This window comes from Neolewinella agarilytica, assembly GCF_900110645.1.
Lineage (GTDB): Bacteria > Bacteroidota > Bacteroidia > Chitinophagales > Saprospiraceae > Neolewinella > Neolewinella agarilytica.
In genome coordinates, this window is sequence record NZ_FOFB01000011.1 from 40,984 (window position 1) to 63,563 (window position 22,580).

General features: G+C 45.6%; 19 protein-coding genes. All 19 read left to right on the forward strand.

Annotated elements, in window-relative coordinates; translation table 11 throughout:
• The first annotated feature begins 15 nt into the window (after positions 1-15).
• The 19 genes from BM123_RS11095 (at position 16) to BM123_RS11185 (ending at position 22,561) form a co-directional block, all read left to right on the forward strand.
• Positions 16-1,269, forward strand: coding sequence for a glycosyltransferase family 4 protein (locus BM123_RS11095; RefSeq protein ID WP_090168309.1), 1,254 nt, complete (start codon positions 16-18; stop codon positions 1,267-1,269).
• Positions 1,270-1,385: 116 nt separating this feature from the next.
• Positions 1,386-2,624, forward strand: a complete 1,239-nt coding sequence (locus BM123_RS11100; protein WP_217642157.1) for a hypothetical protein — start codon at positions 1,386-1,388, stop codon at positions 2,622-2,624.
• Positions 2,617-3,633, forward strand: coding sequence for a glycosyltransferase family 4 protein (locus tag BM123_RS11105; RefSeq protein WP_090168312.1), 1,017 nt, complete (start codon positions 2,617-2,619; stop codon positions 3,631-3,633). Before BM123_RS11100 ends, BM123_RS11105 begins: the two co-directional genes overlap by 8 nt.
• Before the next feature lie 71 nt (positions 3,634-3,704).
• Complete coding sequence (locus tag BM123_RS11110; protein WP_090168315.1) at positions 3,705-4,835, forward strand: glycosyltransferase family 4 protein; 1,131 nt, start codon at positions 3,705-3,707, stop codon at positions 4,833-4,835.
• Positions 4,802-5,764, forward strand: coding sequence for a glycosyltransferase family 2 protein (locus BM123_RS11115; RefSeq protein ID WP_090168319.1), 963 nt, complete (start codon positions 4,802-4,804; stop codon positions 5,762-5,764). Before BM123_RS11110 ends, BM123_RS11115 begins: the two co-directional genes overlap by 34 nt.
• Positions 5,757-6,311 carry a putative colanic acid biosynthesis acetyltransferase gene (locus tag BM123_RS11120; RefSeq protein ID WP_090168320.1) on the forward strand — a complete coding sequence of 185 codons (555 nt, stop codon included), beginning with the start codon at positions 5,757-5,759 and terminating at the stop codon, positions 6,309-6,311. The genes BM123_RS11115 and BM123_RS11120 overlap by 8 nt, the downstream gene beginning before the upstream one ends.
• An 85-nt stretch (positions 6,312-6,396) precedes the next feature.
• Positions 6,397-6,957, forward strand: coding sequence for an outer membrane beta-barrel protein (locus BM123_RS11125; RefSeq protein ID WP_090168326.1), 561 nt, complete (start codon positions 6,397-6,399; stop codon positions 6,955-6,957).
• A gap of 45 nt (positions 6,958-7,002) precedes the next feature.
• Positions 7,003-8,454 (forward strand): MBOAT family O-acyltransferase, encoded by a 1,452-nt coding sequence (locus BM123_RS11130; protein WP_090168329.1) that lies wholly within the window; start codon positions 7,003-7,005, stop codon positions 8,452-8,454.
• Positions 8,454-9,365 carry a hypothetical protein gene (locus BM123_RS11135; RefSeq protein WP_090168334.1) on the forward strand — a complete coding sequence of 304 codons (912 nt, stop codon included), beginning with the start codon at positions 8,454-8,456 and terminating at the stop codon, positions 9,363-9,365. Before BM123_RS11130 ends, BM123_RS11135 begins: the two co-directional genes overlap by 1 nt.
• Complete coding sequence (locus BM123_RS11140; protein WP_090168337.1) at positions 9,362-10,582, forward strand: WcaI family glycosyltransferase; 1,221 nt, start codon at positions 9,362-9,364, stop codon at positions 10,580-10,582. The genes BM123_RS11135 and BM123_RS11140 overlap by 4 nt, the downstream gene beginning before the upstream one ends.
• Before the next feature lie 11 nt (positions 10,583-10,593).
• Complete coding sequence (locus tag BM123_RS11145) at positions 10,594-12,009, forward strand: exopolysaccharide biosynthesis polyprenyl glycosylphosphotransferase (RefSeq protein ID WP_175489336.1); 1,416 nt, start codon at positions 10,594-10,596, stop codon at positions 12,007-12,009.
• Between the two features lie 234 nt (positions 12,010-12,243).
• Positions 12,244-13,854 (forward strand): DUF1800 domain-containing protein, encoded by a 1,611-nt coding sequence (locus BM123_RS11150; protein WP_090168340.1) that lies wholly within the window; start codon positions 12,244-12,246, stop codon positions 13,852-13,854.
• Positions 13,855-13,862: 8 nt separating this feature from the next.
• On the forward strand, positions 13,863-15,695 hold the full coding sequence (locus BM123_RS11155) for a DUF1501 domain-containing protein (protein ID WP_175489337.1): 1,833 nt from the start codon (positions 13,863-13,865) through the stop codon (positions 15,693-15,695).
• Between the two features lie 330 nt (positions 15,696-16,025).
• Positions 16,026-17,141, forward strand: a complete 1,116-nt coding sequence (gene gmd / locus BM123_RS11160) for a GDP-mannose 4,6-dehydratase (RefSeq protein WP_090168346.1) — start codon at positions 16,026-16,028, stop codon at positions 17,139-17,141.
• Between the two features lie 76 nt (positions 17,142-17,217).
• Positions 17,218-17,823, forward strand: coding sequence for a DUF1919 domain-containing protein (locus BM123_RS11165; protein WP_217642158.1), 606 nt, complete (start codon positions 17,218-17,220; stop codon positions 17,821-17,823).
• Positions 17,824-17,836: 13 nt separating this feature from the next.
• The gene (locus BM123_RS11170; protein ID WP_090168351.1) at positions 17,837-18,955 is read left to right on the forward strand and encodes an acyltransferase family protein; all 1,119 of its coding nucleotides are present in this window, start codon (positions 17,837-17,839) and stop codon (positions 18,953-18,955) included.
• Positions 18,956-18,974: 19 nt separating this feature from the next.
• Complete coding sequence (locus BM123_RS11175; protein ID WP_090168352.1) at positions 18,975-19,937, forward strand: UDP-glucuronic acid decarboxylase family protein; 963 nt, start codon at positions 18,975-18,977, stop codon at positions 19,935-19,937.
• 138 nt (positions 19,938-20,075) lie between these two features.
• Positions 20,076-21,158: a mannose-1-phosphate guanylyltransferase gene (locus BM123_RS11180; protein ID WP_245748515.1), complete on the forward strand. Its 1,083-nt coding sequence runs from the start codon at positions 20,076-20,078 to the stop codon at positions 21,156-21,158.
• A 74-nt stretch (positions 21,159-21,232) separates the two neighbouring features.
• Positions 21,233-22,561, forward strand: coding sequence for a UDP-glucose dehydrogenase family protein (locus BM123_RS11185; protein WP_090168355.1), 1,329 nt, complete (start codon positions 21,233-21,235; stop codon positions 22,559-22,561).
• The last annotated feature ends 19 nt before the right edge of the window (positions 22,562-22,580 follow it).

Genomic DNA, 22,580 nt, shown 5'->3' on the forward strand with positions numbered 1-22,580 from the left:
AAACAGACCATTTAAATGATCCTTCTCTCTCACCCTATGGGGAATGCCAATGTAAGAGCCATTGCTAATAGCCTGCATCAAACAGATTTATTGCAAAGCTTTCATACATCAATTGCCGCTTATTCGGGAAATGTGTGGGATCAGCTGGGACGGCTTCCCGCCCTGAATGATTTTCGCAGGCGGGCGTTTCCTGAAGGTTTAAAGGATTGTACGGTGCAGTACCCTTTTGGAGAGCTGATGCGGGTAACGGCTAATAAAATGGGCTTAAAAAAACTAACCGCTCGCGAAGTTGGTAAATTTTCCGTTGATGCGATCTATCGCGCTCATGACCGAAAGGTTAAAAGCTATGTAAGTCGACATTCCCAGGAATTAAGAGCAGTTTACGCATACGAAGATGGTGCGCTCGATACTTTTATCGAAGCCAGAAAGCATGGCCTTGTATGTATCTACGACCTGCCAATAGCCTATTGGGAAACAGGACGACAACTAATGATGGAGGAAGCTGAGCGGCGACCAGAGTGGGCGGGTACGCTTGGTGGAGGAATCATGGATAGTGCTGAAAAAACAGAACGAAAAGTTAAAGAATTAGAACTCGCGGATGTGGTCGTTGGACCAGGTTACTTCGTGATGGATTCCCTGCCAGAGTGGGCCGCTGAAAAAAAGAAAATTGTGTCACCATTTGGATCTCCAAAAGGAACCAGGGTCAAAATTTCCCCAGGTGAATTCAATCCTAATCGTCGGTTACGTGTCCTTTTTGTGGGGTCCATGGGACAGCGAAAAGGACTTGGAGACCTATTTGAGGCTATGCGCCAACTCGATCCAGACCGTGTTGAACTCGTCGTTTTAGGGAGTCAGCTCGCAGAGCCTGAATTCTACCGTAAGGAGTTTTTCGGGTTTCGATACGAGCCTACACGTTCTCATCCGGATGTGCTCCAGCTCATGGCTGAATGTGATGTTTTTTGCTTGCCCTCTATTGTTGAAGGGCGTGCACTGGTGATGCAGGAAGCAATGAGCCAGGGGCTCCCCATCATTATTACGCCCAATACGGGTGGACAGGATTTGGTCGTGCCCGGTGAAACGGGCTTTCTAGTCCCAATACGTTCCCCGGAGGCAATCGCTGAAAAGATTGATTGGTTCTTAAGCCATCGGGAGGAATTACCCAGAATGGGGGCTGCTGCTGCTGCCCACGCAGCAAGATACACCTGGAGTAGCTATGGTGGCCATGTAGCCAGTGAGCTCTCCGCAATTCTTGGATCCGTTACAGTATGAAGACAGGCTATATATCTTACAGTGATCCGGTATCGCACTCGTTACAGGGTATGACAGATATAAGTAGACCAGGAGAGCGTAAGCTCAAACAACTTATTTGGTTGTATTTCTGGTTGATGTTATTCGAAGGAGCCTTACGAAAATGGGTGCTGCCACAACTTAGTGTCCCCCTGCTGATTGTGAGAGACCCCGTAGCCATTGCTATTATCTATTACTATATCTCCTATGGGTATCGCTTTTGGAATGCTTATACCGTAATCATATTTGTTACGACCCTCATAAGTTTTATTACGGCAATAGGACTGGGCCATGGCAGTATTCCAGTAGCTGTTTTTGGCCTTCGGATTTACCTTTTTCATTTCCCACTAATCTTTATCATCGGCGAAATTTTTGACCGCGCTGAAGTAGAAAAACTGGGGAGGGTCCTTATGTACCTGATCATTCCCATGACAGTCTTGGTGGCACTGCAGTTTTATAGCCCTCAGTCCGCATGGGTAAATCGCGGCGTTGGGGGGAATCTTGAAGGAGCCGGTTTCTCGGGAGCATTAGGCTTCTTTCGCCCCCCTGGTTTGTTCTCCTTCACAAATGGTAACAGTTTACTATACGGAATGGCCGTAGCCTTCATGTTCTATTTTTGGAGGAACCGCTCCGGCTTAAGTAAGCTCATATTATTGATGGCGACACTAGCTATTTTTATCACTATTCCTCTTTCCATCAGTCGGGCGTTCCTGTTTCAAACCGTCATTTGCTTCGTCTTTCTCAGTTTTGCCAGCATCACTGACGTTAAATCCATCTTTACTTTTATCGGAATGATTTTGGTGGTTCCCGTTATTCTGCTGCTTGCAGCGCAGACGGAAGTCGTGTCTACGGGGCTTGCAGCCTTTGCACAGCGATTCGAAAACGCCGGAGTATCCGAAGGCGGTATTGAAGGCACTTTTACCGATAGGTTTCTGGGAGGATTTACCCGCCCCCTTGCCTTCTCAGATGAAAGACCCCTTTTCGGATATGGAATAGGCATGGGGACCAATGTTGGTAGTACTATTCTTACGGGTGGAGTGTCGTACTTGATTGATGAGGGGGAAACGGGAAGAGTAGTTGGCGAGCAGGGGCTCTTCATTGGCCTCATAAATATTATTACCCGCATACTTTTAGGGCTTTCCGTCGCTTTCATTTCTTTTAAAAAACTGTTCATGGGTAACGCTCTTCCATGGATGTTATTGAGCTATTCTTTGCTCGGAATGATTAACTCGCTGTGGGGGCAGCCTACCTCCCTGGGCTTTGCTGTATTCTCAATGGGGCTTACCATTGCCGCTATTAACCCGCCGTTAAACCAGGAACAAGAAGCTTATGGATAATTCACGTATTCCTGTCGCCTTCTTTCAACGACTACCAAGGCCTGGCTTCAATTTTAGTATGGAGGCAATTTTTGAAGATGTCCGTCAGAGACTGGCTGATCGTATCGAGGCAACCGTGTTCATTTCCGGAAAATTTAATGACGGGGTCCGTAGTAAGTTTTTCAATGTATGGGAAGCAGGAAAACGAGAAATAAAAGGTGTGAATCATATTACAGGTGAGGTTCATTTTCTGAACTTGCTGATGAACGCCAGACGAGTGATTCTTACAATTCATGATTGCCGCTTTATGGACCGTAAAGCAGGTAGCTATTTTCAGTCCGTCATGATGAAGTGGTTGTATCTGAAAGGCCCGGTACGAAAAGCAGCTGTCGTCACAACAGTATCTCATACAACACGGGCGGATATCATTCGATACACAAACTGTGACCCGGAAAAAATCGTTGTCATTCCCGTTGGTATTAGCGATAAATTTCGCCCTGCCCCGAAGGTATTCAACACCAAACGGCCAGACATTCTTCAGATAGGTACCGGAGATAATAAAAATTTGGAAAGATTGGTCCGTGCTCTCAAAGACATTCCCTGCCACCTGACGATTATCGGAAAACTGAGCGCCGAACAAGAGAAGGAACTTCTTCAGTCCGGCGTCGAATACACTAACCAATACAATCTTAGCCAAAGCGAGGTCGTAACCGCCTACGAAAATTGTGATATGCTGGCCTTCGTTTCTCTTTTTGAAGGATTTGGTATGCCCATCATTGAAGCTAATTCCGTAGAGCGTGTCGTGCTTACCAGTAATATTTCCTCCATGCCTGAGGTAGCGGCGGATGCTGCACTATTGGTCGACCCTTATAAGGTGGAGGATATCCGACGGGGAGTACTGCGACTGATTGCAGATGGATCCCTTCGCCAAAAACTTATTGATAACGGCCGTCGCAACCGAAAACGTTTTCAGCCGGAAAATATCGCCCAACAGTATTATGAACTCTATCAGATGGTAGGCCAGAGCTAATGTTCCCGATTCCTGTTTCCTTAATAATAGATATATCTTAACCTGCTACAATAACCTTTATCAACGAGCCATTGTCAAATTTACGCATCGTTTTTCCTACAGGTAGCTTCTATCCGGCACAAACTGGCGGCCCTGATAACACCGTTTACTGGATTACAAAGGCACTCATCCGTCAGGGGCACCACCCCGTAATCTCTACAACAGACCGTGGCCAACCGGATACTACACCACTGAATCGTTGGTTAGATACTGAATACGGAGAAGTCATTTATACGAGGAACCCCATCCACTATCTTCCCATCAGTGTAATGAGGCGCGCGCTCAGCAGGCTGGTTACGGCTGATGTCCTGCATCTTTCAATGATCACTTATCCGGCCGCCTGGTTAATGGCCATTATAAATACAGTGTTTTACAAGAAGCCGATGCTGTGGTCCTCTCGCGGCGACCTCGACCCACCTATGCTCCTGCGTTCGCGCAAAAGAAAGAAACTTGTATTGTGGCTCATTAACTCTTTTGTAAATAAGGATCTGGTATATTTTCATTCTACCTGTGATGCGGAAACAACCTATATCCGGGATGCATTTGGTGCAGACAGTAAGGTGGTCCAGATTCCGAATTATATGGAACTGCCCGATCGCGTCAGTGTACCTAAGGAACATTACCTCCTTTACATTGGCCGTATTGACCCTAAGAAGGCAATTGAGAATCTAATCGAGGGCCTGGCGGCCTCTTCCGCCTTTCGTGATTCGGATTTTGTGCTCAAGATCGCAGGCAGCTACGACAATGATTATGGTCATAGTTTGATGGCCCAGTCTAAAGCTGCGGGCCTTAATCATAAAATAGAATTTCTGGGTCATCGTGCCGGAGTGGAGAAAGAAAAATTACTGGCAGGGGCCTGGTTTAAGATCATGCCGTCTCATACCGAAAATTTTGGCATCGTCGCTATGGAAGCGATGGCTCAGGGAACACCGGTGGTGGCCAGCCTGGGTACTCCCTGGCAGATCCTTGAAGAAAAGGAAGCTGGTTACTGGGTAGACAACTCACCGGAGTCTCTTCAGGAAACAGTCGAAAAAATATTACGCCTAAGCCCCGAAAAAGTGGCCGAACTCTCCGCTAACGCCCTCAAGCTAGCCCGGGAAGAATTCAGTATTTACGAAAATGTAAATGAATGGGAAACCGCTTACCAGACCGCAATACAATGAAAGAACTTACCATTATCATTCTGACCTATAACGAAGAGGCCAACATCAATGCCTGCCTGGATTCCATGGAAAACATCGATGCCAATATCTTCGTTGTGGATTCCTTTTCGACTGACCGTACGCTTTCGATTCTGGAAGACCGTCAGGTTCGCTACGTGCAGCATGAGTTTAAAAATTATGCGGCCCAACGAAACTGGGCTCAGGCGAATGAACCTTTCCAAACCGAGTGGGTACTCCACGTTGATGCTGGTGAAACCCTCCTGCCGGGAATGGTAGAGTGGATAAATACTTCTTTCGATCCCGGAAACAGCCCGGTCGATGGATATATGTTTGCCCGAAGGGCCATTTTTATGGATCGTTGGATCAAGTATGGTGGGTATCACCCCATCTATCACCTTCGCCTTTACCGCCGTCACCTCGGCCATTGCGAGGCTAAAGTGTATGACCAGCATTTCATCGTGAATGGTAAAACCGCCGAAGCTCCCCGAGGTGCAGATATGGCGGACGGCGTAATGAGCAGTCTGCGTGATTTCACCACCAGTCATGCCCGTTGGGCTGTCTTCGAAGCAGTAGAATTAATTCACAGCCGGGAAGACGCCGGCGAGGTGAAAGCTCAGTTTTTTGGTAACCCGATTGAACGAACCCGATGGCTAAAAACACGGGTGTTTCAGCGGGCACCACTTTTCTTGCGTAGCTTTCTTTACCTCTTCCACCGCTACTTCATAAAACTTGGTTTTCTGGACGGAAAAGAAGGCTTGGTTTTTCACTTTCTGCAGGGCTTCTGGTTCCGGTTTCTGGTGGATTCCACCGTCCTGGAATTGCGTAAAGAAATGGCGAAGGGAAATACCCTGGCCGAGGTAGTCCGGGAGCGATATGACCTTAGCATGGATAAGTTTTTGAACAAAGAACCGGAACCCGTCAATGGCTAAGACCATCATTCAGGACCTTAGCCGTTTCAAAATGCCTGATGGCTTTCGCGGTAAACCTGGCTGGTACGTTCAGCTTTGGTGGATTGTACAGGGAACCCTCTTTGCGCTTTCCCCTCAGTTCCTCTATGGATACCGGCGGTGGTTGTTGCGCCTCTTCGGAGCCAAAGTTGGGAAAGGAGCCATTATCCGACCAACGGTTCGCTTCCAGTTTCCCTGGAAGGTGACGTTGGGAGAAAATGCCTGGATTGGAGATGACGTCATCTTATACAGTCTCGGGCCGATTTCGGTAGGAGACAACGCCGTTGTTTCTCAACGGAGCTACCTCTGTACCGGAAGCCATGACCCCGGACTGCCAGAGTTTCCCATCTGGCAACAACCGATCATCATCGAATCAGAGTGCTGGATTGCAACGGACGTTTACGTCGGCCCCGGCGTAACGATCGGTCAGGGGACAATTGTTGGAGCCCGTTCCTCCGTCTTCAAAAGCCTGCCACCCATGAAGGTGTGCGTAGGCTCACCGGCACGACCAGTCCGTGACCGTCAATAGATAAAGTTGCTTAACCCGGCTTTTCGAGAACTCAAGCCTGCACCTGCGACCGCGCCCGGATAAAAACACTATACACGAAAAAAGTATGCCCGATTACCCATTTATTCCACTTTTTGCATTGCTCATCTTTTTGTGCCTATGTCCCGCTTTTCTGACTGGACAGGACCAAACAGATTCCATTAGTCAGGAGTCTGATCAGCTGAAAATGGGGGTCTCCTTTTTACTGTCAGCTTACCGGTTTGATGATTTTACCTATGACCCCACTATTCTGCTGGGCGTGCGGGTGTCCCGGCAAATAACAACTGACCTGCTTGTCGCTGCGGAGTTTCGTGTTGGAACGCCGGAAGACCGGTTCCGGGAACGTGGCCTTTTAGGGAACGTTAATTTGAATATAAACTACCAGTTTTTTCCCATAGGAAAAATCAGACCCTATGCTGGCCTTGCTGTCGGTTATTATGATATCACGGGCTTTCAGGACCGGATTCCGGATACCCAATTCGCGGCCGGAGGAACGGTAGGTCTCACTTTTCCTTTTGGTACTCGGGTGTCGGCATTTACGGAAGTACAGTATACCAATTTTTTTCAAGCTGAAGTCATTCAGCGGGGACAGCCTGGAGCCTCCTTTGGCCTTCAAAATTCATTTTAAGCAAAGTCAGGTTCCCTGCATGTGATTATCCTCTCCGCGCGGTAGATGTTATTTAATTCCATTGACTTTGCTTTGTTTTTTCCACTGGTTTTCCTCCTTTACTGGGGGATATTTAACCGGTCGTTACGATGGAGTAATGGCTTCTTGCTCATTAGTAGTTACGTTTTTTACGGATGGTGGGATTGGCGCTTCTTATTCCTGATCGCCTTTAGTTCATTGATCGATTATTTTGTTGGACAAGGTGTTTTTCGGGCGCGGACGCAGGTGCAAAGGAAGTTTTTATTAGCCGTGAGTTTAACCGTTAATCTGGGCTTGTTGGGGGTGTTTAAGTACTATAATTTCTTCATAGAAAACCTGACGGAAGCCTTCCGCCTTTTTGGACACCCACTAGAAATGTCAAGTTTACAGATAATCCTCCCGGTGGGTATCAGCTTCTATACCTTTCAAACGCTTAGTTACACGATCGATGTTTACCGGAATGAAATAAAACCGACACAGGATATCATTGAGTTTTTTGCGTTTGTCAGTTTCTTCCCACAACTCGTTGCCGGCCCCATTGAGCGGGCCAGGGAGTTATTACCTCAGTTTGGAGTTAAGCGGGAATTCAATTATGCGGTTGCCGTAGACGGAATGCGACAAATTCTGTTCGGACTGTTTAAAAAAATGGTTATTGCCGATAACTGTGCTGTATTAGCTAATGATATTTTTAATAACTATGAGTTGTATTCCGGAAGTACACTGCTGTTGGGAGCGATCTTTTTCGCTTTCCAGATCTACGGTGATTTTTCCGGATATTCAGATATCGCCCTGGGGACGGCAAGTTTACTTGGGTTCAGGCTCAGTCGAAATTTTGCTTACCCCTATTTCTCCCGGGACGTAGCTGAATTCTGGCGGAGATGGCACATATCACTGACGAGCTGGTTCCGCGATTACGTTTATATCCCCCTTGGCGGAAGCCGGGGGGGCAAATGGATGGCGGCCCGGAATACTTTTATCATATTTCTGGTAAGTGGTTTCTGGCACGGACCAAACTGGACATTCCTCGCCTGGGGAGGCCTCAATGCACTCTTCTTTTTACCCCTGCTGTTAACCGGTAAGAACCGGCAGCATTGGGGAGTAGTGGACGAAGGCTCTCTTTTGCCTTCTCCGATGAATGCAGCGAAAATAGTATTCACCTTTTTTCTGATCACCTTTAGCTGGGTGTTCTTTCGCGCAGAAAATATCCAGCAGGCACTGGATATTATAAAAAAGATCATTTCTTCTTCTCTTTTCGAGCTTCCTCACTGGGGCCGGATGAGCATACGGGAGATGGCCGTGATTGGTTTTATACCCGTTTTTCTTGCCCTCGAATGGCATGGCCGATCGTGGGCGCATGCTTTAGAAAATTTCGGATCACAGTGGCCAAGACCAGCCCGTTGGCTGGGCTACGCGGCAATGATTTTTACAATATTCTTCCTTACGGGTGAAGAACAGGAATTTATCTATTTCCAATTTTGATGGTAAAACACTTTGTACTTAAGTGCGGGCTTTTCTTACTGTTTCTGGTGGTAATCGATAAGGCTTTTCTACCCTTAAGGAATTCTGTTCCAAACCGGGTGTCTGACCCTCGTGTCCGGGAGTTGCTGGAGGGGAATATTGATGCAGATATCCTGATTATGGGCTCCTCCCGTGGCGATGAGAGTATCCGAAACACGGAGTTGGAGGAAGCCACCGGAAAGAAGGTATTTAACCTGTCTTTTCACGGCACCGAAGTGGAGTTCTCTACCTTCCTGTTAGAGCTGTTTGTGGATAGAAACCGCTTGCCGGAGACGATAGTAAGAGTTCTTGACGATCCCCATGAGCTTTGCAAAGAGGAATACATCGACTTTCGGTTTGATCTGCTTTATCCATTGGTGAAGTACGCCCCGGTTCGAAAGGAACTCGTTAAACGCGGGCAGAAAAATTGGCTGCTCAATGCCTTGTTTGTGTCGCATCAGGTGAATTGGCAGGCCTTTGATTTTCGGCAGCCACCAGCACATAATGATACCCTTCTCCGATATGGAACCCAGGTGGAACTAAATGATAAGAGCTTGCCCAAGGGAGAATATGTCCGGGATTCCAGCCTGAACCAAAGTTTAGAACTGCGGGAAAAAGTGCAGGCCTTCAAACGCTTCGAAGCTATTTGCCATGAGCGGGATGTCAATCTGGTGTTGGCTCTGGCGCCAAATTATCGGGAAGTGACACAAGGCTTCATGCAACGTATAAAAGAGTTGGCGGACCCGGAAACCCACTTGTTTGAATTTGATCGGTGTCTGCAAGCTTATGCAGACTCGACCTGCTATAATGATCCAACGCACCTGAATCGAAAGGGGGCTGGCCTTTTCACCTCAGAACTGGCTACCTGCCTGAATAAGTTAGAAAGGGAATGAAAATTTTGATGTACGGGATTAATTACGCGCCAGAGCTTACGGGTATAGGAAAGTATAGCGGTGAGATGGCAGAGTTCTTTGTGAGCAAAGGCCATACGGTCGAGTTCATAACGGCACCGCCCTATTACCCGAAGTGGTCTGTCAGTGAGGATTACCGTAACAAGGGGTGGTGGAAAGAATACCTGCGAGGGGTAAGAGTGTTGCGCTGTCCCCTTTATGTGCCTGGCCAGGTAAATGGTATGAAACGAATCATTCACGAGTTTTCTTTTTTGCTCAGTTCACTTCGATGGTGGATTCCCAGATACTTCCGGCGCTATGATGTTGTGATTGCGATTAGCCCACCTTTTCATCTCGCCTTTCCCGCTCTGGTACACAAATGGTTGCATGGTACTAAAGTGGTTAATCACATTCAGGACCTTCAGGTCGATGCGGCTCGTGATTTAGGTATTATTAAATCTAACCCTTTACTCCGGATGCTTGAGAAGACAGAAAAATTTCTTCTGAAAAGGATGAGTCTGGTTTCTACGATTAGCACAGGGATGCGAGATAAGCTGCGTGCTAAAGGTATTCCTGAAAACAATATTCTCCTTTTCCCTAATTGGGTAGACGATAAGGTGATCTTTCCGGTAAGTCGTGCCGAATCCCTGCGAGAGGAGTGGGGATTCAGTGATCAGGATAAAATAATCCTGTACGCTGGAAATTTAGGAGAAAAGCAGGGTTTGGAAATATTGTTCGATATAGCGCCAAGGTTTGAACAACAGCCCGATATCCATTTCCTGATTATTGGGGAAGGGGGTATTAAGGATCGACTGGTGAGGCGAGTTGACGCTGATAAATTAACGAACATAAGGTTTCTGCCACTGCAGCCATTGGAGAAACTAGCGCCTTGTCTTGCTGCTGCGGACATACATCTGGTCTTACAGAAAAAGGCTGCTGCTGATCTGGTAATGCCTTCGAAACTCACGAATATACTTGCTGTCGGCGGTCATGCTCTCGTTACCGCTGAACCAGGAACGACCCTGTATGATGTCGTTTCTGAGTTTGAACTTGGCTCTTTGGTCGCTCCGGAAAATGCTGATGCAATGGCGGAAATGCTGGATGAAATCTTGGCAGGCAACCGACATGCAGACGGTATTGGTGCCCGGGATTTTGCGGAAACAAAGTTGAACAAAGAAAAGGTGTTGACAAGCTTTTTAACTTCTATTGCGAACACATAGATTATTTTGCTGTGACGAAAAACCATCAAAAAGCAAGCTCCCTGGCTACTCGCCCAATCAGAAAAGTACCGCATCGGTACGATCTTATCATCACGGACTTTGTGGCGATAAACCTGTCCTTTTTGGTGGCAGCTTTCCTGATATACGATAGCCTTGATGTTAATAATATGATCTACAGGCACCTGCCGCTAGTGTTCTTTGTAAATGCTACCTGGGTCGCTTTGTCTATGCACTTTGAAGCTTATCGCTGGTACGAAAGAATACGAATTGAGTTGCAGCTAGGCAAAATCCTGAAAATCCTGGTGTTTCATCTGGCATTTATTACCGTTTTTTATTATCAGATACTATATGATGCTCCTACCTCCGGCTACCTCTGGTTGACGTATGCTATCGCCTTTCTGGCTATTAACACTGGTCGGATTATCCATCACTTGCGGGTACGCGGACGAAGCGCTTCCTTTAAATATATAGTGGTTGGCGGTGAAGAGGTGAACATCAAAGCATTGATTGAAGCTTTTGAACACTCTTTCCCTAAGAATGCAACTATGGTAGGGCGTTTTGGCCGCTCAGTATACGAAGGCATTAATAATATAGGGGGGTATCAAGATATAAAACCCTATTTAGCTGGCCGGCCTGATATTCAGAAAGTGATAATGTTTTATAGTCGCTTAAGCCTGGAAAGTAAGCGGGAAATCCTCAAGATGTGTGAGGCACAGTTTATTGATGTGGAAATTGCGCCCAGGGAGGTTAGCATATTTCCTCGGGGGTATAAAGGGCATCAGCACGGAGATATGTTCATAATGACGTTGAAGCAGGAGCCGCTGTCAATGTTACGAAATAAGGTGGTGAAAAGGGCTTTTGATATTTTTTTTAGTCTGCTGGTCATCGTTTTTATCTTGTCCTGGTTAATACCGATTATAGGTATTCTGATAAAAATTAAAGACCCGGGACCTGTTTTCTTTGTTCAGGAACGCTCCGGTTACCATAATGAAGTTTTTAAGGTGATCAAGTTTAGGACAATGCGAGTGAATAGCGATAGCAACTTGGTGCAGGCACAGAAAGGAGATGAACGAGTTTTTAAGCTGGGGGAGTTTTTACGGGCAAAGAGTATTGATGAGATGCCACAGTTTATTAATGTGCTATTTGGTACGATGTCAGTAGTTGGCCCCAGGCCTCATATGCTTAAGCATACCGAGCAGTATGCCGCCTTGATAGAGCAGTATATGATCCGACATAAGATTAAACCCGGAATTACGGGATGGGCACAGGTGAATGGATACCGGGGACCTACAGAAGAGCTGTGGAAAATGAAAAAGCGTGTAGAGTATGACGTTCGCTATTTAGAAAACTGGAGCCTTCCTCTTGATATCAGGTGCATTTTGTACACAGTATTCAATGTAGCAAAGGGAGAAGAAAATGCAGTGTAGGGAATTCTGCGCTCTTTCCCTTGTATTAGTGATTGTCCTAATAAATGCGAAGCTGTTTTGCCTGTTTCGGTATTTTAGATGGTTTCGAGCGGTTTGCAAACGTTAAAACGGAATATTGTTTTTGTAGCCTCAAAATGTGTCTTTATCTTGCCTATGTGTCGTTTTGTCAAGGTTTGACAAGATTCTTTCGCGATTAGTAGAGGGAGGCTTTGCTTCCCATATTTCAAGATCAAAATGAATTCAGATTCACTAAAATTGGTGGGAGATCCTTTGGAACCATATTCTGGTTCGTGGGGAGAGTCTGAAGCAGCTTATTTGTTGCGAAGGGCTATGTATGGTCCTAAGCTAAGTGAGATTCATGAGGCAGTGCGGGATGGATTGTCCGCTACAATAGACCGGCTGTTTGAGCCCATGCCTGTACCGGCTCCCCCCATTAATTACGTCTTTACCGGTGACCCGACCATACCCGTTGGCACCACCTGGGTAGACAAGCCTTACCGCGTTCAGGATGATGAGAATTACCGGATTCAGTCTTTAAACGCCTGGTACATACATAACAAACTTTCTGACACGGTTAATATTCAGGAAAAACTAAATCTTTTCTGGGTAAACCATTTTGGGATGAGCGGGGTGATTGACCATCGGGCTCAGTATAAAACCATTGAGCTTTTTTATACTTACGGTTCGGGGCACTTTGGTACATTACTTGAGCAAATTACAGTTGATCCCGGTATGCTCCAGTTTTTGGACGGAGAAGTTAATCATCGTAATAACCCTAATGAGAACTATGCCAGGGAGCTCCTGGAACTATACACGATTCAGAAAGGCGTGCAAATAGGAGGTGGCGACTACTCAAATTATACTGAACAAGACGTTGCGGCCGCAGCCCGCATCCTGACGGGGTGGCGAAACTATGATTTTGTTTTTAGCGATAATGATACTCCGGTAGACAGTTACTTCGATAGTTCCTACCATGATGAAGGGGAAAAGATCATGAGTTACCACTTTGGTAATCGGGTTATCAGTAATCAGGGAGAAGAAGAATACAGAGTATTAATTAGTCTGATTCTGGAACAAGAGGAAACCGCGTACGCGATCAGCCGTGAACTTTATCGCTACTTTGTGTACAGTGAAATACCTGAGGAGGTAGAACAAACGGTGATTGCCTGTATGGCTAATCGTCTGCTTAGCAACGGTTATAATATCGGTACAGTACTTAAAGAACTATTGGGTTCTCAACACTTTTTTGACCTGTCATTCAGGGGGGCGATGATTAAGAACCCTTACGAATTTGTGCTTGGAGTAGTTCGGCCACTAGGCGGGTATGATCATTTAAATCTGACCACTAATATTCATTACCAGATGGGGAGTCAGTTGAGTAACCTGATCTCAACAATGAATATGTCCTTTCTCTTCAGCCCTACAGTATCAGGGTGGCGAGCCTACTATGACTCACCAGGCTATACCCGAAATTGGGTTAGTCCGGTATTGCTACAACGCCGCCGGGAATTTTCTGACGGAGTTACCAGCCCACACTTTCATACTAATAATTATTTACTCCCTTTGGATTTGATTGGTTTTTTTAGCTCGTTGGAGACCCCCGGGGATGTAAACAATTTGATTGATCAACTAATTTTACTTTTTCTTCCGAAAAGACCTTCGCCATTTCGAGTGAGCATTCTTCAGGAGCAAATTTTAGAAGGGCTACCGGCCTTTACGTGGTTGGAACTCTACGCCGACTTCATCTCGAATCCAAATGATGAAGAAATAAGTAATCTGATTGAACGTCGTGTCAGACGGCTACTTCAAGCTATTTTTAATATGGCTGAGTTTCAGCTTCAATAAGGATGAGCATGAAAAGAAGAAATTTTTTAAAACATGCAGGCTTACTCCCGCTGGCCGTTATGGGGAATAATCTGGCCGCAAGGGCTCGTTCACATCCTTCACTAAGCAAGTTGAATTTTAGTACAGAGGATCGGGTGTTTGTTCTCATCCAGATGTTTGGAGGCAATGACGGCCTCAATACATTATTTCCTTTGAGTTCATATGACAGCTTATTGTCAGTAAGAGAAAATCTTCTTGCTCCCGAGAATCGTCTGCTACCTCTACAGGAGAATTTGGCCATTCATCCTGCAATGGAAGGCATGAAAAACATGTTTGCAGAAGGTCTGTTGTCGGTTATACAGAGTGTAGGATACCCCAACCCCAACCGGAGTCATTTTCGTTCCAGCGATATTTGGGCAACAGGCTCGGCCTCTGATGTGGAACTTGAGACAGGTTGGCTGGGGCGTTACCTCGCAATGTCTGCTGAAGACTACCCTGATGGCTACCCGAATTCAGAAAACCCTGACCCGTTGGCCATAACTTTTAGTTCAGTAGCTCACCCTACCTGTGAAGGGCCCATTGTAAACTATTGCCAAACGCTTGATAGTACTAATGGCTTTACTACACTGCAGGAAAATGGGGGGAATATTCCTGAAGACAGTTATTATGGAGAGCATATGGACTTTCTATTGGACACCATTGAGCAGACCAATGCTTACGGGAATCGAATTGCTAATGCCAGCGACCTGGGAGATAATCTGGTGGAATATCCCAATTCAAAGTTGGGCCGCGAGCTAAGGGACGTCGCCAGGCTAATTCATGGAGGCTTAAGCACGAAAATATACGTTCTTCGGATGGATGGGTTTGATACTCACGCTCATCAGGTTGGCGGGGATGGAAGTGAAGGTTTTCATGCTAACTTATTGCAACAGCTTAGTGAAGCAGTAACCGCTTTTCAAAATGATCTCTTTAACCTCAACCTGGAAGATAGAGTTATTGGAATGACATATAGTGAGTTTGGTCGACGGATAAAGGCGAATGCCAGCCGGGGAACCGATCATGGTGATGCCGGCCCTATGTTTTTATTTGGCAACTGTACATTAGGTGCAGTGTTTGGAGACGACGTTACTATTGACCCAGAGGTAAGCATATCTGCTGGTGTAGATATGCAATATGACTACCGCAATGTATTTGGGTCAGTCCTTATCGATTGGTTAGGAGCAAAAGATCAGGAAATTCGACAAATACTTTTTCCGGATTTCGAGTACTTGCCAATTCTTAGCGCTTGTGCGTCAACCTTGCCAACATTAATCGAGAACTTTAGAGCATCTGCCTGGCAAAAAGCTATTCGGCTTGAATGGCAGTATTTCAGCGATGAACCCCATGATGTATTCAGGATCAGCCGGAGTACGGATGGACAAAATTTTGAGGTGCTTCTTTCCCGGACTGTTGATCCTAATAATAGAAGCTACAGTATACTTGACGAAAACGTCGAGCCGGGGGTACTCTATTACTATCAGTTACAGGTGATTGATCTTGCCGGAAATGTATCAACGACCAGAATTGCCTCCGCTATGGTGACTCCGGACTTAGTCAATGATTGGACGGTAAGCATTCCTTCACCAAATCCGTGTAAGGAATGGACTGACTTTGTCGTCGATGCACCAGGTGATGGTACGGTAAGGATCACTTGCTACAGCTTCAATGGGGAAACCGTTGCTGAGGTATCTACTGCTGTCGCTGCCGGACCTGGTCATCGGGTAACTCTACCTACTAAAGCACTGGTTTCAGGGATGTATTCCGTCAAAGTGTCTACTGGCCCCAAAAAAATACATAGTTTCAAACTTGTCGTGGAGAAATAGTGGTTAACATTCGGGAATGTAGGTAATTTGCCTAATACCCTACAAAGATGTTGGAATTAAGAATGATGTTCCATTTTCTTCCACGAATAGTAGTTCGTCTTATAGGCTATTCATGGAATTAGCCTGGTTGTCCTAACCTACTCTTAAAAATACCTGTTAAACAAAACTTGCGTCAGCCGATACCGCTCAATGACGCTGATGGACTGACGTTCTGATACCAAAAACAATTGATTTGTTGATGATCTGCGTCACACTTTATGAAGTCTGTAACTCTAATTTCATTCCAAGTCGCCTGGCCAAATATGGTTAAGGTTTTTTAATTTCAAAAAAATGGCAAAACGCGCACTCATCACCGGTATAACCGGCCAAGATGGTACTTATCTTGCCGAATTACTGCTCAATAAAGGGTATGTCGTTCATGGCGTAAAACGCCGGGCATCTTTGCTGAATACTGACCGAATCGATCACCTTTACCAGGGGCCGGATATTTCGGATCGCAACTTTATCCTGCATTATGGAGATTTGACGGATAGTACGAATATAGTTCGCATTGTGCAGGAAGTTCAGCCGGATGAAATTTATAATTTGGCAGCAATGAGCCACGTGAAGGTGAGCTTTGAAATGCCTGAGTATACTGCGGACGCTGACGGTATCGGTACAACACGCATACTGGAAGCCATACGTTTGCTTGGGCTCAAAGACAAAACCAAGTTTTATCAAGCCTCCACCTCGGAGCTATACGGACTTGTGCAGGAAGTTCCCCAAAGTGAAACGACGCCTTTTTACCCAAGATCTCCTTATGCCGCTGCAAAATTGTATGCGTATTGGATAACGGTTAATTACCGGGAGGCATACGGCATGTTCGCCTGTAACGGAATACTCTTTAATCATGAGAGCCCGCTCAGGGGAGAAACTTTTGTAACCCGGAAGATTACCCGTGCCGTTGCCAAGATCAGCCTGGGCCTTCAGGAAAACCTCTATTTAGGTAATCTGGACGCTCAACGGGATTGGGGACATGCCAGAGATTACGTTGAAGGAATGTGGAAAATGCTTCAACAGGACGAACCTGAAGACTTCGTTTTGGCTACCGGGGTGACTACCCGTGTGCGGGATTTCGTCATAATGAGTTTTCGCGAGGTCGGGGTAGAGCTGGAATTTAAAGGTGAAGGAGTGGATGAAATCGGAGTGATTAAATCCATTCGTAATGTAGACTTTCCTCTCTCAGTAGGTACTCAGGTAGTTGGAGTTGACCCTCGCTATTTCCGTCCTACGGAGGTAGAGTTACTACTGGGAGACCCTACTAAGGCCATTAATAAGCTGGGTTGGAAGCCAGAATACACCCTGGAGAGGATGTGTTCGGAGATGGTCCAGGCAGATATTGAGCTGTTCCGTAGGGATCAAATTCTAAAACGGGAAGGATTCCTGATTAAGCAGCAATACGAGTAAAGCGGTGGCCATTATTTATCCAATAAGGCAGTGGGTTAGAACTGTTTCTGTCCGGTTTGATCGGGCATATTACAGTATGGATGACTTTGTGTTAATTGCCAATAATTGCTTTGGTGGAGAAGTTTATCAACGCCTTGGCCGTCCCTATAATACTCCATTTATTGGGTTGTTCGTACCTGGGCCAGACTTTGTACGCCTTCTGGCCGATCTGGACAATTACCTGGCCGAACCGATGACCTTCCCAAAGGGTTACGTGTCCCGCTGGAGGCCATCCACCGCAATATATCCATTGGGTATACTAAAGGATGTAGAAATCCATTTTGTACATTATGGTTCTGAGGAAGAGGCATTGGAGAAATGGTGCCGCCGGCTGGAACGTCAAAAAAAAATGGTGGATGGCTCCCGATTTTTCTTTAAAATTTGTGATCGGGATGGCGGAACCCCTGCGATACTACGTGAGTTCCATCGTTTAAAATTACCTAACAAAATTTCTTTCGGAAGACAAAAAATTGACTCTTCGGATCATGTTTTAATTGCCGAAAATGATCAGGGTGTAGTGCCTGACGGGGTCGTACTCTACCGGGTTTCTCACCATTATTTGGATGTTCTTTCCTGGGTCAGAGACAAAAGGAGAAGCCTCACTTTGAACAGCAAAATAAAATGGTTGCTCAAGATTTATTAGTGCACCAGACATAATGAATAACCCAAAAATGTATGGTCCTGATAGAAAAAGAACAGGACAAGATAAGCTTCTTAAACTTGAAGCTATCCGTGGGGCGGCTGCCTTGTACGTAATACTTCATCACACTTTTAATTCATTTTTCGCTTTTGGATGGGATCTTTCGTTATTATTCCGATTTGGACAGGAGGCAGTTATTTTGTTTTTTATTATTTCTGGATTTGTTATAGAAATTTCTTTCTCCAAAGGGAAAGATAAATCGTTTAGTACCTATTTCACCAAACGACTTATCCGAATATATATTCCTCTCCTCTGTGTATTCATGGCCAATTATGCGCTGGTGTTGTTTCAATCTGATTCTGTAAGAGTGAGTTGGACGGATTTTTTGTTAAATATGCTAATGCTGCAGGATTTAGACTGGATTAAACCTAACGTTATTGTAGCTCCGCTATTTGGCAATTCTCCTCTGTGGTCTTTGAGTTATGAATGGTGGTTTTACATGCTTTATTTCCCCATTATGCGCTTTTTTCCACAAAAATCTTCTCAGATAGTTTATGGGCTTGGAGTAATTGCCGCCGGGACATACGTTATTTGCCCGAATTTCATCAATCGGGAGCTTATGTATCTGGTTATTTGGTGGAGTGGGGTGGTGCTGGCCAGGCTGTATGCCGAAAAAGAAAAAATAACGCTATTAAGACTATTGCCTCTTTTGACCATTATGGTAATTATTAGTATTGTTTTAGTACTCAATGTGATTGTTAATTACGAGGAAGGAGGTGTTGGGTTAAGCCCGATACTTGAGGTGAGGCACTTTTTTTTTGCTGTATTTGCCATATTGGTCTCCCTTTGTTGGTGTCATTTTAGATGGTTGTTTTTTGATCAATTGATGACTCCCTTCATTCAATTAGCACCAATATCCTACGGCCTTTATATTTCCCATTATTTTATGATTTCCAATGCTACTTACCTTGATGATCTTCTTTTTGCTCAGTCAGGGTTAAGACTTCTGCTTTACTCTATTATTTGTTTTGGATTTTCCTGGCTGGTGGAACGCGTAGTCTATGTGAAAATTAATAGAGCATACCGAAAAAAATACCACTCCAAGGTCTTAAGTAAATTAAGGTCTTTCTTGTAAACACAAAAAACAAACTACAATGCAAACTAAAACTGCCCTCATTACCGGCGCCGCCGGTTTTTTAGGCTCCCATCTGTGTGATCGTTTCCTGGCTGAAGGAATTCGTGTTATTGGCATGGACAACCTTCTGACTGGATCGATGGATAATATTGCTCATCTGATGCCTCGTGAAGACTTCGCGTTTTATCATCACGATGTGAGCAAATTCGTTCATGTACCTGGTCAACTGGACTATATTCTACATTTCGCCAGCCCCGCCAGCCCGATTGATTATTTGAAAATGCCGATTCAGACTCTCAAGGTGGGGAGCCTTGGTACCCATAACTTACTTGGGTTGGCTAAAGCTAAAGGGGCAAGAATGCTCATCGCTTCCACCAGCGAAGTTTATGGAGATCCCCTGGTTCACCCCCAACCCGAAGAGTATTGGGGAAACGTCAATCCCGTAGGCCCAAGAGGAGTATACGATGAAGCAAAGAGATTTCAGGAGGCAATGACGATGGCTTATCATACCTACCATGGTTTGGAGACTCGGATAGTCCGCATCTTTAACACCTATGGCCCAAGAATGCGTATCAATGATGGACGGGTTTTACCCGCTTTCATTAGCCAGGCGATACGGGGCGAGGGACTAACTGTCTTCGGTGATGGTAGCCAGACGCGGTCTTTCTGCTATGTAGATGATTTGGTGGATGGTATTTATCGGCTCCTGCTTAGTGATTATGCACAGCCCGTAAATATTGGAAATACTTCCGAAATAAGCATGCTGGATTTTGCCCGGGAAATACTGGAGTTGGTCGGGAATCAAGATGCTTTTCTGGACGAACGCCCCTTGCCGGTAGATGATCCTAAAGTGCGTAAGCCTGACATTAGTCTGGCTAAAAAGGTACTGGGTTGGACTCCAAAAGTAGATCGCGCTGAAGGCTTGAAGCGTACGCTGCCATACTTCTTAGAAACCGTCAAAACTAGTCAGACCTCTTGTTAAGGTTACCAGACTACAGAAAACAGTAAATAAGTCATTTAAGCCACGGGGTGTTTTTTACTCCTTCAGGTGTTTCATCGTCCTTAGCCAAACGTTGAACCTGTCTTCTGGCATAACTACCCATCAAAAAAACAAATTTAAATGAACACCAACACTTATGTAGCCATTATGGCCGGCGGCGTAGGCAGCCGGTTTTGGCCTGCCAGCCGCGAGCATAAACCTAAACAGTTTCTGGACATTACCGGAGACGGCCGCAGCCTTTTGCGTATTACTTTCGAACGGTTTCTGAAGGTAACCTCCGCGGAAAAAATTTTCATTGTCACTAATGGGAAATATCTGGACCAGGTAAAACAACACTTACCTGAATTAGCAGACAATCAAATCCTCTGCGAGCCAAGCCGTAACAATACTGCTCCCTGTGTAGCCTACACCGCTTTTAAGCTCCATGCGCTGAATGAAGAAGCAAATTTTGTTATTGCACCCAGTGATGCTCTGATTACCAATGAGACTCTTTTTTCGGAAAATATTAATCGGGCTCTTGAGTTCACGGCTTCCCAAAATGCAATTGTAACCTTGGGTATTAGTCCTGACAGACCCCATACCGGCTATGGTTACATTGAGTTTGAAGGCGAAGGAGTCGACCATGGAGTCTACCCTGTTCGTCGATTTACAGAAAAACCTGATGAAGAGAAGGCACGAGGCTTTTTGGCAACGGGTAACTATTTATGGAACGCCGGAATTTTTATCTGGAGTACAAAAACAATTCTTGCTGCTTATAAAAAATTCGCTCCTGAAATTTATGAGCTGCTTCACCGTGGAATGTCAGTTTACAACACTGAAAAAGAACAATCCTTCATCAATGAGTTCTATCCTCAAACTCCTAGTATATCGGTGGATTATGCCATTATGGAAAACGCTACGAATGTGTTCACCATACCAGCTCAATTTGGATGGTCCGATCTTGGTGCATGGGGAGCCTTGCATGATGAAAGTGATAAGGATGCTTTCGGTAACGTAATTTCCGCTGAGCGGACGATTACTGAGGACGTTCATAATACTCTAATCCGTGCCCGGCCAGAAAAATTGGTAGTTGTCGGTGGAGTGGATGACCTTATGATCATCGACGAAAAGGACGTGCTACTCGTCTACCCCCGTAACCGGGAACAGGAAATCAAAAAGCTACGTGGTTTAGCCGAACAGGAATTTGGGGCGGAATACGTATAGCTATCTCTGTCCTGAAATTCCCTTTCGCGAAATACACTTATTATCACTCATTTCTTTAAGAGAATTCACATAACATGAAAATTGCAGTAATAGGAACGGGCTACGTTGGCCTGGTTTCCGGAACATGCTTTGCCGAAACCGGAAACTCTGTTCTTTGCGTCGATATCGATGCGGCCAAAGTAGACAAGATGCGTAATGGCGAAGTCCCAATCTATGAGCCTGACCTCGACGTTCTTTTCGAGCGGAACCAACGACAGGGGAGACTAAGTTTTACCACAGACTTACAGGAAGCGGTCGATATGGCTGAAATTATCTTTCTCGCCCTACCTACACCTCCGGGGGAAGACGGGCAGGCAGACCTTAAATACATTCTTGGAGTCGCCAGCCAGCTTTCTAAAATGATTAACCGCTATACGGTTATCGTGGATAAGAGTACTGTACCCGTAGGGACGGCAGAAAAAGTCCGGGCAGTATTGGGTGAGCACCTTGATGAAACGCTCTTCGACGTAGTCTCAAATCCTGAGTTTCTTCGGGAAGGGGTGGCCGTTGATGATTTCCTCAAGCCTGACCGAGTGGTTATTGGCGTAGACTCAAAACGAGCAGCAGATATGATGCAGCGCCTTTATGAACCCTTTGTCCGTTCAGGAAATCCAATTATTATCATGGATCTGCGCTCCGCCGAAATGACTAAATATGCCGCCAACTCTTATTTGGCCACTCGCATTTCTTTCATGAACGAAATAGCTAACCTTTGTGAGCAGGTTGGTGCTGATGTAGATGCAGTTCGGAAAGGTATGGGCAGCGATACCCGGATCGGGAAACGTTTCCTCTTTCCAGGTGTAGGATATGGTGGTAGCTGTTTCCCTAAAGACGTACAGGCTTTGGCGCATACCTCTGACCAATATGGGTATTCGTTCAAAATCCTTGATGCAGTCATGGATGTCAATACCCGACAGCGGTTTCGGGTAGCAGATAAACTGGAAGCACATTTTGGAGATGAAATTGGCGGTAAAACCATTGCTCTTTGGGGATTAGCCTTCAAACCCAATACAGATGACATCCGGGAAGCTCCTGCTTTGTACACGATAGACCGACTCCTGAAAGCTGGAACTAATGTCCGGGTTTTCGATCCAGAGGCAATGGGCAATGTCCGCAAAATTTATGGAGACAAAATAACTTTTTGCGAAGATCAATATGAAGCAATCCGCAATGCTGATTGCCTGGCGATCATGACCGAATGGAGTATGTTTCGTACTCCTGATTTTAATCATATGAAGTCATTGTTAAAAGACCCCGTAGTTATTGATGGGCGAAACCTCTATGATGTGCAACGAATGCTGGAAAATGGCTTCCAATATGAAAGTATTGGACGAAAGCCAGTCGGTCGTAAAGCCATGGCTTAAGCAGGTTTACTTGCGGAAT

What these genes read in the sequence shown, in the direction of transcription:
- BM123_RS11095 (WP_090168309.1), top strand. Translation starts at nt 16, where the DNA reads ATGATCCTTCTCTCTCACCCTATGGGGAATGCCAATGTAAGAGCCATT.
- BM123_RS11100 (WP_217642157.1), top strand. Translation starts at nt 1,386, where the DNA reads ATGTTATTCGAAGGAGCCTTACGAAAATGGGTGCTGCCACAACTTAGT.
- BM123_RS11105 (WP_090168312.1), top strand. Translation starts at nt 2,617, where the DNA reads ATGGATAATTCACGTATTCCTGTCGCCTTCTTTCAACGACTACCAAGG.
- BM123_RS11115 (WP_090168319.1), top strand. Translation starts at nt 4,802, where the DNA reads ATGGGAAACCGCTTACCAGACCGCAATACAATGAAAGAACTTACCATT.
- BM123_RS11120 (WP_090168320.1), top strand. Translation starts at nt 5,757, where the DNA reads ATGGCTAAGACCATCATTCAGGACCTTAGCCGTTTCAAAATGCCTGAT.
- BM123_RS11125 (WP_090168326.1), top strand. Translation starts at nt 6,397, where the DNA reads ATGCCCGATTACCCATTTATTCCACTTTTTGCATTGCTCATCTTTTTG.
- BM123_RS11130 (WP_090168329.1), top strand. Translation starts at nt 7,003, where the DNA reads ATGTTATTTAATTCCATTGACTTTGCTTTGTTTTTTCCACTGGTTTTC.
- BM123_RS11135 (WP_090168334.1), top strand. Translation starts at nt 8,454, where the DNA reads ATGGTAAAACACTTTGTACTTAAGTGCGGGCTTTTCTTACTGTTTCTG.
- BM123_RS11140 (WP_090168337.1), top strand. Translation starts at nt 9,362, where the DNA reads ATGAAAATTTTGATGTACGGGATTAATTACGCGCCAGAGCTTACGGGT.
- BM123_RS11150 (WP_090168340.1), top strand. Translation starts at nt 12,244, where the DNA reads ATGAATTCAGATTCACTAAAATTGGTGGGAGATCCTTTGGAACCATAT.
- BM123_RS11155 (WP_175489337.1), top strand. Translation starts at nt 13,863, where the DNA reads ATGAAAAGAAGAAATTTTTTAAAACATGCAGGCTTACTCCCGCTGGCC.
- gmd (WP_090168346.1), top strand. Translation starts at nt 16,026, where the DNA reads ATGGCAAAACGCGCACTCATCACCGGTATAACCGGCCAAGATGGTACT.
- BM123_RS11165 (WP_217642158.1), top strand. Translation starts at nt 17,218, where the DNA reads ATGGATGACTTTGTGTTAATTGCCAATAATTGCTTTGGTGGAGAAGTT.
- BM123_RS11170 (WP_090168351.1), top strand. Translation starts at nt 17,837, where the DNA reads ATGAATAACCCAAAAATGTATGGTCCTGATAGAAAAAGAACAGGACAA.
- BM123_RS11175 (WP_090168352.1), top strand. Translation starts at nt 18,975, where the DNA reads ATGCAAACTAAAACTGCCCTCATTACCGGCGCCGCCGGTTTTTTAGGC.
- BM123_RS11180 (WP_245748515.1), top strand. Translation starts at nt 20,076, where the DNA reads ATGAACACCAACACTTATGTAGCCATTATGGCCGGCGGCGTAGGCAGC.
- BM123_RS11185 (WP_090168355.1), top strand. Translation starts at nt 21,233, where the DNA reads ATGAAAATTGCAGTAATAGGAACGGGCTACGTTGGCCTGGTTTCCGGA.